Annotated in this window: 15 protein-coding genes; all 15 read right to left on the bottom strand. The window is 32.4% G+C overall.

Annotated features, from left to right (window positions below):
- Positions 1–57 precede the first annotated feature (57 nt).
- On the bottom strand, positions 58–492 hold the full coding sequence (gene dut / locus DMB71_RS17960) for a dUTP diphosphatase (protein WP_111368395.1): 435 nt from the start codon (positions 490–492) through the stop codon (positions 58–60).
- A 26-nt stretch (positions 493–518) separates the two neighbouring features.
- The gene (locus DMB71_RS17955; RefSeq protein WP_111368394.1) at positions 519–1979 is read right to left on the bottom strand and encodes a lipopolysaccharide biosynthesis protein; all 1461 of its coding nucleotides are present in this window, start codon (positions 1977–1979) and stop codon (positions 519–521) included.
- Between the two features lie 95 nt (positions 1980–2074).
- The gene (locus DMB71_RS17950; protein ID WP_111368392.1) at positions 2075–2521 is read right to left on the bottom strand and encodes a GNAT family N-acetyltransferase; all 447 of its coding nucleotides are present in this window, start codon (positions 2519–2521) and stop codon (positions 2075–2077) included.
- Between the two features lie 659 nt (positions 2522–3180).
- Entirely contained in the window at positions 3181–4041 is an 861-nt protein-coding gene (gene atpG / locus DMB71_RS17945; protein WP_111368391.1) for an ATP synthase F1 subunit gamma, read from the bottom strand.
- 89 nt (positions 4042–4130) lie between these two features.
- On the bottom strand, positions 4131–5708 hold the full coding sequence (gene atpA / locus DMB71_RS17940) for a F0F1 ATP synthase subunit alpha (RefSeq protein WP_111368389.1): 1578 nt from the start codon (positions 5706–5708) through the stop codon (positions 4131–4133).
- Between the two features lie 37 nt (positions 5709–5745).
- Positions 5746–6279 (bottom strand): ATP synthase F1 subunit delta, encoded by a 534-nt coding sequence (atpH, locus tag DMB71_RS17935; RefSeq protein ID WP_111368387.1) that lies wholly within the window; start codon positions 6277–6279, stop codon positions 5746–5748.
- A 4-nt stretch (positions 6280–6283) separates the two neighbouring features.
- Positions 6284–6784: a F0F1 ATP synthase subunit B gene (locus DMB71_RS17930; protein WP_008465836.1), complete on the bottom strand. Its 501-nt coding sequence runs from the start codon at positions 6782–6784 to the stop codon at positions 6284–6286.
- A gap of 88 nt (positions 6785–6872) precedes the next feature.
- The gene (atpE, locus tag DMB71_RS17925; protein WP_008465835.1) at positions 6873–7070 is read right to left on the bottom strand and encodes an ATP synthase F0 subunit C; all 198 of its coding nucleotides are present in this window, start codon (positions 7068–7070) and stop codon (positions 6873–6875) included.
- A 35-nt stretch (positions 7071–7105) separates the two neighbouring features.
- Positions 7106–8281: a F0F1 ATP synthase subunit A gene (gene atpB / locus DMB71_RS17920; RefSeq protein ID WP_111368385.1), complete on the bottom strand. Its 1176-nt coding sequence runs from the start codon at positions 8279–8281 to the stop codon at positions 7106–7108.
- 118 nt (positions 8282–8399) lie between these two features.
- Positions 8400–8792 carry a hypothetical protein gene (locus tag DMB71_RS17915; RefSeq protein WP_111368383.1) on the bottom strand — a complete coding sequence of 131 codons (393 nt, stop codon included), beginning with the start codon at positions 8790–8792 and terminating at the stop codon, positions 8400–8402.
- A gap of 57 nt (positions 8793–8849) precedes the next feature.
- Positions 8850–9077 carry an AtpZ/AtpI family protein gene (locus DMB71_RS17910; RefSeq protein WP_111368381.1) on the bottom strand — a complete coding sequence of 76 codons (228 nt, stop codon included), beginning with the start codon at positions 9075–9077 and terminating at the stop codon, positions 8850–8852.
- The gene (locus DMB71_RS17905) at positions 9058–9456 is read right to left on the bottom strand and encodes a bactofilin family protein (protein ID WP_111368379.1); all 399 of its coding nucleotides are present in this window, start codon (positions 9454–9456) and stop codon (positions 9058–9060) included. Before DMB71_RS17905 ends, DMB71_RS17910 begins: the two co-directional genes overlap by 20 nt.
- 12 nt (positions 9457–9468) lie before the next feature.
- Entirely contained in the window at positions 9469–12081 is a 2613-nt protein-coding gene (gene porW / locus DMB71_RS17900) for a type IX secretion system periplasmic lipoprotein PorW/SprE (protein ID WP_111368378.1), read from the bottom strand.
- Positions 12082–12171: 90 nt separating this feature from the next.
- Entirely contained in the window at positions 12172–12867 is a 696-nt protein-coding gene (locus DMB71_RS17895) for an ABC transporter ATP-binding protein (protein WP_111368376.1), read from the bottom strand.
- 93 nt (positions 12868–12960) lie between these two features.
- On the bottom strand, positions 12961–14421 hold the full coding sequence (locus DMB71_RS17890; RefSeq protein ID WP_111368375.1) for a DUF5687 family protein: 1461 nt from the start codon (positions 14419–14421) through the stop codon (positions 12961–12963).
- Positions 14422–14536: the final 115 nt, after the last annotated feature.

Genomic DNA, 14536 nt, shown 5'->3' with positions numbered 1-14536 from the left:
TGATTTTTATGGGAAGATCTGTCAAAATCTTCATTGGGTTTGGTCTTCGTTTTTCTATTATTTTACTCCAGTGCTACCAAAGCCTCCTTCACCTCTTGATGTTTCAGAAAGTGTTTCAACTTCGATCCATTCAGCTCTTTCGTGTTTTGCAATAATCAGCTGTGCAATTCGCTCTCCATTTTCGATTACAAAATCGTCATTAGATAAATTTACTAAAATTACTCCGATTTCTCCTCTGTAATCTGCATCAACAGTTCCTGGAGAATTTAAAACAGTTACACCTTTTTTTGCTGCCAGACCACTTCTTGGCCTTACCTGCGCTTCGTAACCAATTGGCAATTCGATAAAAAGTCCTGTTTTTACAATTGTTCTTTCTAAAGGTTTTAACGTAATTGGTTCTAAAATATTGGCACGCAGATCCATTCCTGCAGATGCAATCGTTTCGTAATTTGGTAAATCGTGCTGTGATTTATTGATAATTTGAATTTTCATTTTTTGAATATAATTTTTAAAGCGTCTTATTTCCTCTTCATTATTCCTTTTATGGTATCTTTTTCAAAATGGTATACCATGTACATAAAGATTAAAAGAAGCGGAATTCCAACATAATATTTTTCCCTAAATCCGTAAAATGAGATTATTGAAAATACTATTGAAACGCCCAAATAAGTACCAATTTTGTTCATATCATAAGGAATTGGATAATATTTATTTCCTAAAACATAAGAAATAAGCATCATACTTCCGTAAGCCGAAATGGTTGCAATTGCAGATCCGTAATAGCTATATTTTGGAATTAAAAGATAATTTAAAATCAATGTAACAATGGCTCCTACAATAGAAATATATGCACCAATTTTTGTTTTGTCTGTCAGTTTATACCAAACCGATAGATTATTGTAAATACCCAAAAAGAAATTTGCCAAAATAATTAATGGCACAACTTTCATAGCTTCCCAATACGATTTGTTATCTAATAATAAATATTTTAAAACATCTGCAAAAACAATTACACCTAATAAAATCAATGATCCTAAAATCACAAAATATTTGGTAATAACAGCATAGGTTTGAGGAGCATTTTCATTTTTAGCGTGACTAAAAAAGAAAGGCTCTATTCCTAATCTAAAAGCTGTTGCAAAAAGAACCATAAACAATCCAAGCTTGTAACATGCAGAATAAGCACCAACTTCAGACTTTGCTAAATTTTCAGGAAGCAAATAACCCAATAAGATTTTATCAAAATGTTCATTGACAGCAAAAGCCAATCCGGCAACTAAAATCGGAAGTCCGTATTTCATCATTTTTTTCCAAAGAACAGGATCGAATTTTCGTCCAAGCGAAAGGTAATTTGGAGAAAGAACAATAAATGTAGCCAAGCTTGCCAAAAGGTTTGCAATGAAAATATAAGCAATCTGGAAATTCTGTACGTATAAATTATCCCAAATAGAATTTGGGTTTGCCTCTGCCAATTTTGGAAGATACATTAAAAAGAATATATTCAGCAATAAGTTTATCACAACATTTCCAATCTTAATAGCCGCATAAACCATCGGCCTCTGATTTGCCCTAAGTTTAGAAAACGGAATTAAGACCAATGCGTCTAAAACTAAAATCCAAATGGTATAAGTAATGTATTGAACATCTACTTCGGCTAAGTTTGCCAATGTATTTCTAAAAATCAAACCAGCGAAAAGAAAAATTATTGAGGTCCAAAATATTGAAATGGTAGATGTTGCGATTACATTTTTCTTATCCTCTTCAGCACTGTAAAATCTAAAAAATGCAGTTTCCATTCCGTACGAAAGAACCACGTTAAAGAAAACCATCCAAGACAATACGATTGAAACTTCACCATACTCTGCTGTTGGTAAAATTCCAGTATATAATCTCACTAATAAAAAACTAAGCATTCTAGGTAAAACTGTAGCCAGTCCGTAAATTGCCGTTTGCTTGAATAGACTTTTATATAATCCCAAAATATAATTCTAATAATGTTTGTAAGACAAAAATAACCATTTCTTTTGTTTAATGGTGCTTTTGTTGACGCAATAAAGAAAACTTCTGATTGTTTTTAAACCGTCAATTTCTTTTCGTCCAAAATTTTCACAAAATGAAATCCTCTAGGCGCATAACCCTGATTATAATAAAATCTATGAGCTCCAAAATTTCCTGTAAATGCATCCAAAACAATACTACTGCAATTTAACTCAATAGCTTTTTTATCTACATAATCGGTTAGCATTTTACCGATTCCTTTAGATCTGTATTCTGGATTAACAACAAAATTGTCAATCTCAAGATATTTTCCTGTCCAAAGTTTTGTAGCCGACCAGCAGCCTGTTAAGCCAAGACATGTATCATCTTCAAAAACTGCAATCTGAATATAATTATGCGGAAGCATTTCAGAAAGAAATGATTTATATTTTTCAAGGGATATGTTTGGATATAAAAATCGAATAGTACTTATTTGAGCTACCATATCCTCGATGGTAGTAAGCTCTTTTATTTGTAAGGCCATTGTTTAAAAGAATAGAAATTCAAAAATACTTAAAATATAAGATAAGCCGAGCGGAAATAAACTTTGAGAAAAAATTTTAACAAAAAAAGAAGAATTATTGTACAAATTAATCTTAAAATACTTATCTTTAGCTAATTATAACACTGTTTTTTAACAGAACATGTGAAATATATAAAATTTAGTTAAAAATTATGTAACATTTTTTTTACAGTCTTTGACTAAATTTGTTTCAAAGGGAATGAGAAAGCTAGATACAACCCTTTAAAAAAAAGAAGCTCTGGGACTAATAAAGCTTGTTTGTTCCCATAAAAGACAAAGCATAAGGGATTGATTCAGCTGTATTGTAACCCTAATAAAAACAGAGCACTGGGACTGATAAAGCTTGTTTGTTCCCACAAAAGACAAAGCACAAGGGATTGATTCTGCTGTATTGTAACCCTTAAAAAAACAGAGCATTGGGATTAATAAAGCTAGTTTGTTCCCATGAAAGACAAAGCACACAGAGTTATCTGTCTATTTTTATAAAATGGTAGTGATTCTCAACTTAACTGTAATTTGAGAATCACCATTTTATAAAAGTATTTTTAAAAAAGAAAAAAACTTCCAATAAAAGAAAAGCCAGCTAATGCTGGCTTTTCTTTTATTTATTATGTAACAGATTATCCGTTTAAAGCTTCTGCTCCACCTACAATTTCCAAAATCTCACTTGTAATCGCAGCTTGACGAGCTTTGTTATAAGTTAATTTCAATTGGTTTCTTAAAGCAGTTGCATTATCTGTTGCTTTGTGCATTGCAGTCATACGAGCTCCATGCTCAGAAGCAAATGAATCGCGAATACCTTTGTACAATTGTGTTTTTAAAGACTTAGGAATTAAAGCTAATACAATTTCTTCTTTTCCTGGTTCAAAAATATAATCTCCAGAAGCAGTTGTTGCATCAGTATTAATAGGAGTTAACGGTAAAAACTGCTCAACTTGAACAATTTGAGTTGCAGCATTTTTAAACTGATTGTAAACTAACTCAATTCTGTCGTATTCTCCAGTTAAAAACTTTTGTGTTAAGTCATCTGCAATTCCAGCAACATTTTCAAATGTCAAATTATCAAAAATTGCATTATGATGACCGTGAATTTTATGCGTTTTAATTAAAGCATCTCCACCTTTTTTACCAATGGCAAAAACGTCAACTTGCTTTCCAGCATAAAAATCAGTACGATTTTTAATCTCTTTAATAATATTCGAATTGAAAGCACCACATAAACCTCTGTTTGAAGTTACAGCTACTAACAATACTTTTTTTACTTCACGTTGTGTAGTGTAATCTCCTCCTATTTCACCTTCTAGTGTAGCAGAAAGATCTTGCAATAACTCCGTCAATTTCTCGGCATAAGGACGCATTGCAGTGATTGCATCTTGTGCTTTCTTCAGCTTTGCAGCAGAAACCATTTTCATAGCCGATGTAATTTGCATCGTCGATGAAACGGAAGTAATTCTATTACGGATTTCCTTTAAATTTGCCATCTATTAATTAGAAAATGTGACAATCTGAAAATTAGATAATTAGAATAATGCTTAACATTATCTAATTATCTAATTAACGAATTATCTAATTAGTTATATTTTGCTGAAACTTCTTTTGCTGCTTTTTCGATAACGTCAGTAATAGCGTCATCTAATTTTCCAGCTTTCAAAGCGTTAAGTGTGTCTTTATGTTTGCTGTTTAAGTAAGCTAAGAAATCAGCTTCGAATTCTTTTACTTTATTAACAGGAACATTTCTTAATAAGTTTTTAGAACCAGCGTAGATAATTGCTACTTGGTTTTCAACTGTATAAGGATCATTTAAACCTTGTTTCAAGATCTCAACGTTTCTTTTTCCTTTTTCAATTACGTTTAAAGTAACAGAATCTAAGTCAGAACCAAATTTAGCGAAAGCCTCTAATTCACGGAATTGAGCTTGGTCTAATTTTAAAGTTCCAGAAACTTTTTTCATTGATTTAATTTGAGCATTACCTCCAACACGAGATACAGAGATACCTACGTTAATTGCAGGACGAACCCCAGAGTTGAACAAATCCCCATCAAGGAAAATCTGACCATCTGTAATAGAGATTACGTTTGTTGGGATATATGCAGAAACGTCACCAGCTTGAGTTTCGATAATTGGTAAAGCAGTTAATGAACCACCACCTTTTACGATAGATTTAATAGAATCTGGTAAATCGTTCATGTTTTTAGCGATACCATCATCAGCGATTACTTTACAAGCACGCTCTAATAAACGAGAGTGTAAGTAGAAAACGTCTCCAGGGTAAGCCTCACGTCCCGGTGGTCTTCTTAATAAAAGAGAAACCTCACGGTAAGCAACAGCTTGTTTAGACAAGTCATCATAAACGATAAGAGCTGGACGACCTGAATCTCTAAAGTACTCTCCAATAGCAGCACCAGCGAATGGAGCATAAACTTGCATTGGAGCTGGATCAGAAGCATTAGCAGCAACGATAACTGTATAAGCCATTGCTCCTTTTTCTTCTAACATTTTTGCGATTCCTGCTACAGTTGAAGCTTTTTGTCCAATTGCAACATATATACAGAATACAGGTTTTCCTGCATCGTAAAATTCTTTTTGATTTAAGATTGTATCGATACAAACAGTTGATTTACCTGTTTGACGGTCACCGATTACAAGCTCACGCTGTCCACGTCCAACTGGGATCATAGCATCAACTGCTTTTACTCCAGTTTGTAATGGTTCAGTTACTGGCTGACGGAAGATAACTCCAGGTGCTTTTCTTTCTAAAGGCATTTCGTATAAGTCTCCACCAATTGGTCCTTTTCCATCAATTGGAAAACCAAGAGTGTTAACAACACGTCCTACCATTTGCTCACCTACTTTAAGAGAAGCAATACGTTGAGTTCTTTTTGCAGTAGATCCTTCTTTAAGTCCAGTTGATGGTCCTAATAATACAACCCCAACATTATCTTCTTCAAGATTCAATACGATACCTTCCATACCGTTATCAAATTCTACTAACTCTCCATATTGTACATTAGATAGCCCGTAAACACGAGCAATACCGTCTCCAACTTGAAGTACTGTTCCTACTTCCTCTAGCGTAGCACCAGATTCAAAACCTTCTACTTGCTTTCTTAATATTGCTGAAATTTCAGCAGGTTTGATTTCCGCCATCTTAATTTATAATTTAGACACTTTTGTGTTATAAAAACTAATTACTTAACTCTCTTTTTAATACTTGTAATCTGTTTGCAACAGAAGCATTGTATTGATTATCTCCTATTCTCAAAATAAATCCACCAATGATTGAAGGATCTACAATATTTTCAATTGTAATTTTTTTATCTGATAAAGTTGCAACTTTTGCTAAAACTTTAGCTTCTAAAGCAGCATCCATTGGAATTGCTGTTGTAACTTTTGCTACTTCAACTCCATTGTTTTCATCAAATAATTTATTGTATTCTACTGCAATTGCATCTAGAATTTCAAATCTTTTGTTTTCAAATAATAAACGGAACAATCCTTTTGTTACTCCATTTACATTTGCAAAAACTTCTAAAAGAGCACTTTCCTTAACTTCAACAGTTGTTGTTGGGTTTTGAATAAATGTACTCAATTCTGTATTTGTCTCAATTGCATTTGCAATTGATTTCATATCGTTATTTACAGCTTCGGCAACACCTTTAGAGTTTGCTAAGTCCAGAATTGCTTTTGCATAACGAATTGCTGCTCTTGTACCTGCCATAATCTTAGTTTAACTTTACGTCACCTAACATTTTCTCAACCAATTTAGTTTGAGATTCTTTGTTAGATAATTCTTCTTTCAATAATTTCTCAGCAATACTTAATGATAGAGAAGAAACTTGAGATTTCAATTCTGCCATTGCAGCATTTTTTTCGCTTTCGATAGCCGCTTTAGCTTGATCAATCATTTTTTGACCAGCTTCTTGAGCTTCGTTTTTAGAATCAGCAATCATTTTCTCTTTCATTTCGCGAGCTTCTTTCAACATCGCGTCACGTTCTGCACGAGCTTCATTCAAAATTCTTTGATTGTCAGCTTGTAAGTTTTCCATTTCTCTCTTTGCATTTTCAGCAGAAAGCAATGCATTTTTAATACCTTCTTCTCTTGCAGTAATAGATTCCATAATTGGTTTCCAAGCAAATTTTACTAAAAGCAAAATTAATATTACCAAGATTAAAGCTTGCCAGAAGAATAATCCGAATGAAAAATCGTTAATTAACTTATCCATTTTATAACTATATTAAATATTTAATTTCTTTTTTAAAAGTAACAACATCTTTAACCAACCGTTAAAGATGCTGTTATTTCTCTCTTTATTATTTTCCTAAGATTAAAGCAGCGAATGCTAAACCTTCTAATAAAGCCGCGATAATAATCATCGCAGTTTGAATTTTACCAGCAGCTTCTGGCTGACGAGCAATAGCGTCCATAGCAGATCCACCGATTTTACCTAAACCTAAACCTGCACCGATTACTACTAAACCAGCACCTACTAAAGTTGGAATTGTTCCCATAACTATTTATATATATAAAATTAAACTTCTAAAAATTAAATAATCGCTGTTTCGTCTTCGTGGTGGTGAGCGTGATCATGATCCTGAACAGCCATACCAATAAACAATGATGATAACATTGTGAAGATAAACGCTTGTAAAAATGCAACTAAAACTTCAATAACAGAGATAAACAAAGTTAATCCTAAAGAGATTGGTAAATCTGCTGCTAAATTTTTTCCAACAAAAATCATTGCAATTAAACTCATAATTACTACGTGACCTGCAGTAATGTTTGCGTACAAACGAATTAATAATGCGAATGGTTTTGTTAATGTTCCTAAAACCTCAATTGGAGCTAAGATAATTTTCATCGGAACTGGTACTCCTGGCATCCAGAAGATGTGTCCCCAATAATCTTTGTTTGCACTAAATTGAGTAATGATAAATGTAAAGGCTGCTAAACAAACTGTAATAGCAATATTTCCTGTTACGTTGATTCCTAGCGGAGTCATTCCTAATAAGTTTAAGATCCAAACAAAGAAAAATACAGTTAATAGGTAACCCATATATTTACGGTATTTTTTCTCTCCAATATTTGGAACAGCAATTTCGTCTCTGATGAAAATTACAAGTGGTTCTAAAACTCTACCAAATCCTGTTGGGATTGGTCCTTTTTTGTATGATTTTGCTAAACCAGTAAACATGAAGAACAATAATACTGATACGAAAAGCATTGAAACAACATTTTTAGTAATCGAAAAATCTAATGGTTTTTCGTTTGATGGATGACCGTGCTCATCAAAGTTAATTGTTCCAGCAGCATCTGTTTTGTAAATTTTACCGTGAACTAATTTGTAGTAGCTACCGTCAACTTCTGCAACTTCTTCTCCGTGGTGTAATTTTGAAGAAGAGAAAACTTTTAAACCTCCATCAATAAGGATAACTGGTAATGAAAAACCATAATGCTTATTTTCTTTTTCATCTGAAAAGAAAACAAAGTCATGAGAATCTTGTAAGTGGTGATCAATAAAAGCATCCACTTTTGCCTTTGGGTCAAGAGCAACATGCTCTCCTTCTTGGTGAGCATTATGTGAAACTACTTTCTCTTCATGAGCAGTTTGAGTTTGAACATGCGTCGAGTCATTCTCTGGATTTGCAAAACCCATAATCGGTAGAGAAGCTACAAAAGCAGCAAGAATAAAGCTGAGTGGTTTGTTTGAAATCACCATATCGTGGAAAATCTTATTTTTTTACGTTTCTAAAATTTGGTGCAAAGGTACATTTTTTATTAATATTCAAAAGGATATGAAAAATTATTTTTAAACCTTGTTTTAAAGAATTGTTATTTTAAGGCTTTTCATTTAATAATCGGACAGTTAAAAGCGTCTGAAATAACAAAAACAGCACAAATGTTATAAAAAAACTGACTTTTTCAATATTGGTTTCCCCAGTTTGATTTTTTAAAATTGGCTGCAGAACTAAATAGGCTAATAACATTTGTGTAAAAGTTCCAAATAGAAATGTCATCCCAACGATTTCAAAATTCTTCTTTTTTACTACTAATAATATAAGGTATAATAAAGATGAAATTATGAAGAAGGATAAATACAGTAATTCTAAACTGTAATGAAATTTCTCCGTACTAATTTCACTAAATAAAAAAATGGCTTTATGTAGAATATAGGTACCTAAAGCAAGGCATAACAAATAAAAAATCGGTTTGTAATTTTTTGAAAGCATTTGAAATAATTTTAGTGCAAAGATGCAACTTTTATCTCAAGGCATTTTATATACAAACTACTTTGTTTTATTGATATCATTTACTTGTCGGATTACATTATATAATGCAACTCCAACTCCCGCTAACACAAAAATGGTATTATAATAAACTTTTGGGCTTGGATGTTTCTCATCAAGCCAAGTCCCAAAATATGAAAACACAAAAATGATTACTCCCATTTGAAAGGGAATATTAATAAATGCTAACCATTTATTTCTTCTATCATTATTCGGTTCCTTTTCCATCTTCTAGCATGATTACAGGATTCGAGTGGGCAAGCATCGTGCAGGTTGCTGTGAAGTCGGCTCCTGGTTCTATTGAAAGTTTTCCTACTGCCACTTCTCCGTGTATTTGAGCAGTCGATTTAATATTAAGGGTTTCCAGAACTTTTATCTTTCCGTGAAATTCTCCTTCAATATCAGCATTATTACAAATTATTTCTCCTTTAACAGCTCCTTTGGCCCCAATCACTATTTTGCCTTGTGAAGTAAAGTTTCCAATCAATTCGCCGTCTAATCTAAAATCGGCTTTTGAGACTATGTCTCCTACTATTGATGTTCCTTCTACAATTCTATTTGTTCGTCCTAATTGTTCAGTTCCATTTTTCTTTACTTTTTCAAACATGGCGGTTAAGATTTAAGGGGTTTTCGGGGTCAAGTATACGTCCAAATTCTTTTTGATCTGAACGATCTTGTAATTATCATTTGATATTATTATAGCTTGATCTGGGATTTTATATTTTTTATCGTCTCTGAAAACTCCAGCAACATCATTTGCATAAGCCTCAGATTTTAAACCATGAATAACTACAAAACTTTCTGTTTTATTGTATTTATCCAAAGATGTTGTCAATCTTTCGTAATTTTCAACTAATAAAAATACTCTGATTGCTTCTTCAATTCTTTTAACTGCTTTTGTATCGCTGTTAGAAACACGATATAATATTTTCCAGTTTTTAGTATCGGTTGTTGTAAAACTAAGTTTCTCCAAAACAGGCACTTGTTTCTCTAGAATTTCTCTGGCGTTTTTACCTTCCTCGCTATTTGGGTAATTGTCAGCCACATTCTCAAGTCCTTTTTTATACGATTCCAAACCATTTACTTTTCCTAAAGTATTGGCTTTTAGCAATTCATATTTAGATACAATATCGTCTCCTGAATATTGATTAATCAGGTTATCTATATTGGCTAGGACCTCGTCAAATTTCTCTTCTTCAAAAAGTTTATACCATTTCTGGTATTCTTTATCGGGACTAGAACTCGGATCGTCTTCTTTATTATTTAAAATGTGAGCATATCTCGAATCAGGATATTTCGTAGAAATCTCTGCCTTAATAGCTTCTGCTTTTGCCGGATTTGTAATCTGATAAATTTTGTACAAATTATACATAGATGGCAATACGAGCTTTTCTTCAGGATTATTTTTAAGCAACTGTTCCAGTTTATCACTAGCCAGATTATATTCTTTAAACTTCTCCTTATATATAAGTCCTAATTGATAGTATGAAAAATTACGTTCTTTACCAATACTATCCATCGCAGCTTGCGAAGTTGGAAGCTGTTCTACATAATAGGCTACAGTATATTTTTCTGGAACAATTGTATCTTTCAGTGCATTGGCAACTTCTTGCGTATTAATGGTGTCTTTCATTGCTGCATCGTTTGCTGATCGTACTCCTGCCAATCTCCAATTTCCGCCCAATGTTCTGCTTCCCCACATTTTTTTAAACTGCAGTTTTCCGTAAGCAACAGTTGTTGGATTGTAAAAATAAAATGTACTTGCATTATCATTTCCGCCTGGAGGCATTGCAATTCCTTGTGGTTCTACTGGTTTACCTAAAGAATTAGGATTTACGGCTCCATTTCCTGAAAAATCTGCTTGAGAATTTCGGTCAATATTGGCCAATCGCTCCTTTTCTTTTTCTTCTAAAAGGCGTTTTGCTTCATCTTTCTTTTTAAGCTCGGCAATATAATTTTCAAAATAATCTTTCTTTTCGTTTGGCGGAAGGTTGTATACCTTAATAATACTGTCGTTGCGTTTTGCAATGGCTTCGTATTTAATTACGTCGTCAAGATTTTTTCTGTTTTTTTCTATAAAAGCATATTCTCTGGTTTTAGGATCCAGTTTTACCAAAGTACTATCATAATATTTGGCAGCCATTGAGTAATCTGTATTTTTAAAATACATATTTCCAATATTTCTGTAGGCAGAAGCCATCAAATATGGATCTTTAGATTTTCTGCCTAAAGATTTATTGTAAAATTTCAAGGCATTTTCCTGATCTTTCTTTTTATCATAATAAACTCCCATTTCATAAAAAAGAACATCATAATAAGGACGATTTTCACGATCAGTCACCAATTTATTAAATGTTTTTAAGAAAATAGTATCATTGTCTTTCCCATAATCAAACATTTGTGCTTTTTTCGCGTAAGCGTGCATCATATACTTACGGTCTGCCTTTCTGTTTAAATCAATAACAGCATCATAGAAATAAATGGCGCTGTCACGTTTACCCTCTGACTGATACATCTGGCCAAGTATAAAACGATATCTTGCACGTTCTTCATTGTTTTTTGTAAATTGTTCTGCAACTCTAAGTCTAGAAACGGCACTGTCTTTTTGTTCCAAATTAAGAAAAGCTTCTGCTAAAAGCGCGTTGGCATCAGCATAAGTCTGTTTATCTAAATCTGTTTTTTTAAGTAAAAGCTTAATGTTTTTAAGAGCAATTGCATCATTGCCTAAACGCATATTGGTTTTTTCGCGCCAGATTTTTGCGGTATAAATGTTATTGCTTTCTGGGTATTTGTATAAAATATAATTGAATGCCTCAATTGCTGGAATAAAACGCTGATCATAATATCTTGCTTTCCCAAGCATTAGATACGCTTCATCCATCTGCCAGTTTCTTTCTCTTCCGCCAATATTCATGGAGTGCTTCTGAATGGCTTTTGTAGCTTTAGTTTCTGCTTTTTCAAAATCAGGATTTTTAGCTTTTTCACCTTCAGAAAAATTTTCATCAAACTGCATTTTTTCAATTGGCAGCAGTTTCCAAAAATTATCTTCATTATTGGCCTGAATAGACTTTAATCCTTTATCAAGGCCGATTCCTCCGTTATAAAGAATATTATACTTTGTCCCAATCGAGTGAGAACTTCGAGCCAAAAAGGTATTCTTTTTGGTAGAACAAGCTATCAAAAAGAATAAAAAAATGGGAATAAAACTATATTTAAGAGTATTCTTTTTCAATAGAAAAGAGTTTAAAACACATAACTACTAAAAACCAATTTTAGTATAATCACTTGTAAAAATACGGTTCTTTTTGAAATATAGAAATTCTTACACAGCAAAAAATAATTCTAATTCTTGTAAGGTCTCTTTTGAGGTTTGAATATCTTTGACAATCTCGCCTTTGTTAAGCGCAACAATTCTATCACAAACCTCCACCGTATGTTGTAAATCATGGCTTGAAACCAAAACGGTTACATTCGGATTATCTGCCAATTCTCTAATAATTTTTTTCAACCGGCTAACTGTAGTTGGATCCAAATTTGCAAAAGGTTCGTCTAAAATTACGACTTCTGGGTTTCCAATAAGCGTTGCAATAATTCCTACTTTTTTCTGATTTCCTTTAGAAAGATCACGAAGATATTTTTTGTTCTTTAAAATTTCACCATTAAAAAACTCTTCATGTTTCGCTAGCAATGCATCAATATCTGCTTTGTTCTGATTACGTAAATCTCCGATAAAATAGAAATATTCTTCTGGAGTCAAATATCCGATAAGGAAATTTTCATCTAAAAAAGATCCTGTAAAAGATTTCCAGTTTTCACTTGTATTTACTTGAATATTATTACTTTTTATGTATCCTGTTGAAGGCTGAATAAGATCTAGAAGCAAACTGAAAAATGTTGTTTTCCCTGCTCCGTTATTTCCCACCAATCCAAAGCTTTGTCCTTTTGGGATTTCTAAATTGCTGATGTTTAAAACTGTAGTACCGTTATATATTTTTGAAAGCTGATTTACTTGTATCATGATGTAATTTTAGATTTTAGATTGTTGATTTTAGATTAAAAAATTGTCTTTTTTATTTGGATTTTCTAATTGACAAATTCTCTAATTATCAAATTAACTCTTTTGTTTATAAGCACTTATTGTACTGTATTTCTCTACTTTGTATCTTTTTTCTATTAATGAAAATACCTTTTCTTTAAACACAAATCCTAAAATTCCAGCTCCAGCAACCAAAGCTAACCCAAGATTTTTATTATTCAAATAAAGTCCGATTGCGTAAAGTCCTAAAGGCAGTAAAATTTTTGGAAGCGTTAATAGCATTGCATTTACATTGAATGCCTTTTTATCTCCAAAAGCACCTCCAGCGTTACTTAAATCTATTGGTGTTTTAGTAAATGCTCCGCCAAGAAGTACTAAATGAGAATTGACTCCAATGTTATAAATTGCTCCAACTACAATTGTGAGATAAATTTCCCATCCCAAAAACAAATAAAAGGAAGCTAATATTGTAGAGAGAAAAGTTGCAATAACAATGAGCCACCATTTTGAAGTAATGTAACCTCGATACGGAATATTTTGCGTCATCATCAACTGATAATATGAACTGTCCCAGCTTGGTACAAACTGCCCAAAGACAAACAAAAATCCGCCCGAAACAAAAATGCCCGCAAAAATGTGCATTACCGGAGGCTGATGAGAATTTCCGAAAAAGAGAAATCCGTAAAACAAAAAAAGAACACTCATGAAAATGGTTGTTTTGGATCTTTTGTTTCTTTTAATGAGTTTAATATCATTTTTTAAGAAAGTTCCCAAAGTCCCAAATTGGTTTAGCCATGAAAGATTTTCTGTCGTAGCAACATCTTGTTTTACAGAAAGTCCTGCATCGAGATATAAATTGTTTTTAAAATATTTAAATGTGAAAGCATATAAACCAATTAAGATCAGAACAGGAATTAAAAATACCCCTTCAATATCGTAAAAGCTCTGAAAGAACGGAGTTGTAAATGTTGTAATGTCAAATAACTTATAGTATTGCGCTCCTGCCAAAGCCAAAATTAATACCACAAATACAACAAACAATTTGTCGATGTTGCTTAAAATAATATTCAAAAAATTGTTGATATAAATAAAAGCCATCGCTCCTACGTACCAAAAAAAGATTCCAACAACATCATATCCTTCCAAAATTAAGACAACTGAAAAAGGCACAAAAAACAAAGCGTGAACCCAATTAAAAAAAGACAAAGCTGTTTTTCCTAATGAAAAATGAACAATAACTGGCTTCTTAAATGGCAATACCAATAATGGTTTGATGTTTAAAACCGGTATTGATTGAAGTAACAATCTAATTACCAAATCAAAGAGGAAATAATAAATTAAAAATTTGTTTATTGTGGCCAATGGTTCCAAATTCATGTCTTTAAGAACATAAAATGCTCCAACGCCCATTGCGACAAAAACTAATGAAAAATAGATCATCAAAAAACCTATTATAATTTTCATTGCCAGATTTTTACCAAAAGATGCGGACCTAATAAAAGCCTTCCATTCTAGATAAATAAACTTCTTAATCATGGTTTATGGTTTAGTATTTTTGTAGTAAGAGACCAAATGTAGGAAAACGTTACAAAAAAAGTTAAAAAAAATAATTTCGTGCTAAACTTTTAATAGTGGTTTGCTACTTTTGCAT

This window comes from Flavobacterium tistrianum, from assembly GCF_003254545.1.
GTDB classification, from domain to species: Bacteria; Bacteroidota; Bacteroidia; order Flavobacteriales; family Flavobacteriaceae; genus Flavobacterium; species Flavobacterium tistrianum.
Note: the sequence above shows the minus strand (reverse complement) of the source record. Positions and strands in the feature narration are given on the sequence as shown.

Coding starts and splice junctions, on each gene's coding strand:
- dut (WP_111368395.1), bottom strand. CDS start 492: ATGAAAATTCAAATTATCAATAAATCACAGCACGATTTACCAAATTAC.
- DMB71_RS17950 (WP_111368392.1), bottom strand. CDS start 2,521: ATGGCCTTACAAATAAAAGAGCTTACTACCATCGAGGATATGGTAGCT.
- atpG (WP_111368391.1), bottom strand. CDS start 4,041: ATGGCAAATTTAAAGGAAATCCGTAATAGAATTACTTCCGTTTCATCG.
- atpA (WP_111368389.1), bottom strand. CDS start 5,708: ATGGCGGAAATCAAACCTGCTGAAATTTCAGCAATATTAAGAAAGCAA.
- atpH (WP_111368387.1), bottom strand. CDS start 6,279: ATGGCAGGTACAAGAGCAGCAATTCGTTATGCAAAAGCAATTCTGGAC.
- DMB71_RS17930 (WP_008465836.1), bottom strand. CDS start 6,784: ATGGATAAGTTAATTAACGATTTTTCATTCGGATTATTCTTCTGGCAA.
- atpE (WP_008465835.1), bottom strand. CDS start 7,070: ATGGGAACAATTCCAACTTTAGTAGGTGCTGGTTTAGTAGTAATCGGT.
- atpB (WP_111368385.1), bottom strand. CDS start 8,281: ATGGTGATTTCAAACAAACCACTCAGCTTTATTCTTGCTGCTTTTGTA.
- DMB71_RS17915 (WP_111368383.1), bottom strand. CDS start 8,792: ATGCTTTCAAAAAATTACAAACCGATTTTTTATTTGTTATGCCTTGCT.
- DMB71_RS17910 (WP_111368381.1), bottom strand. CDS start 9,077: ATGGAAAAGGAACCGAATAATGATAGAAGAAATAAATGGTTAGCATTT.
- DMB71_RS17905 (WP_111368379.1), bottom strand. CDS start 9,456: ATGTTTGAAAAAGTAAAGAAAAATGGAACTGAACAATTAGGACGAACA.
- DMB71_RS17895 (WP_111368376.1), bottom strand. CDS start 12,867: ATGATACAAGTAAATCAGCTTTCAAAAATATATAACGGTACTACAGTT.
- DMB71_RS17890 (WP_111368375.1), bottom strand. CDS start 14,421: ATGATTAAGAAGTTTATTTATCTAGAATGGAAGGCTTTTATTAGGTCC.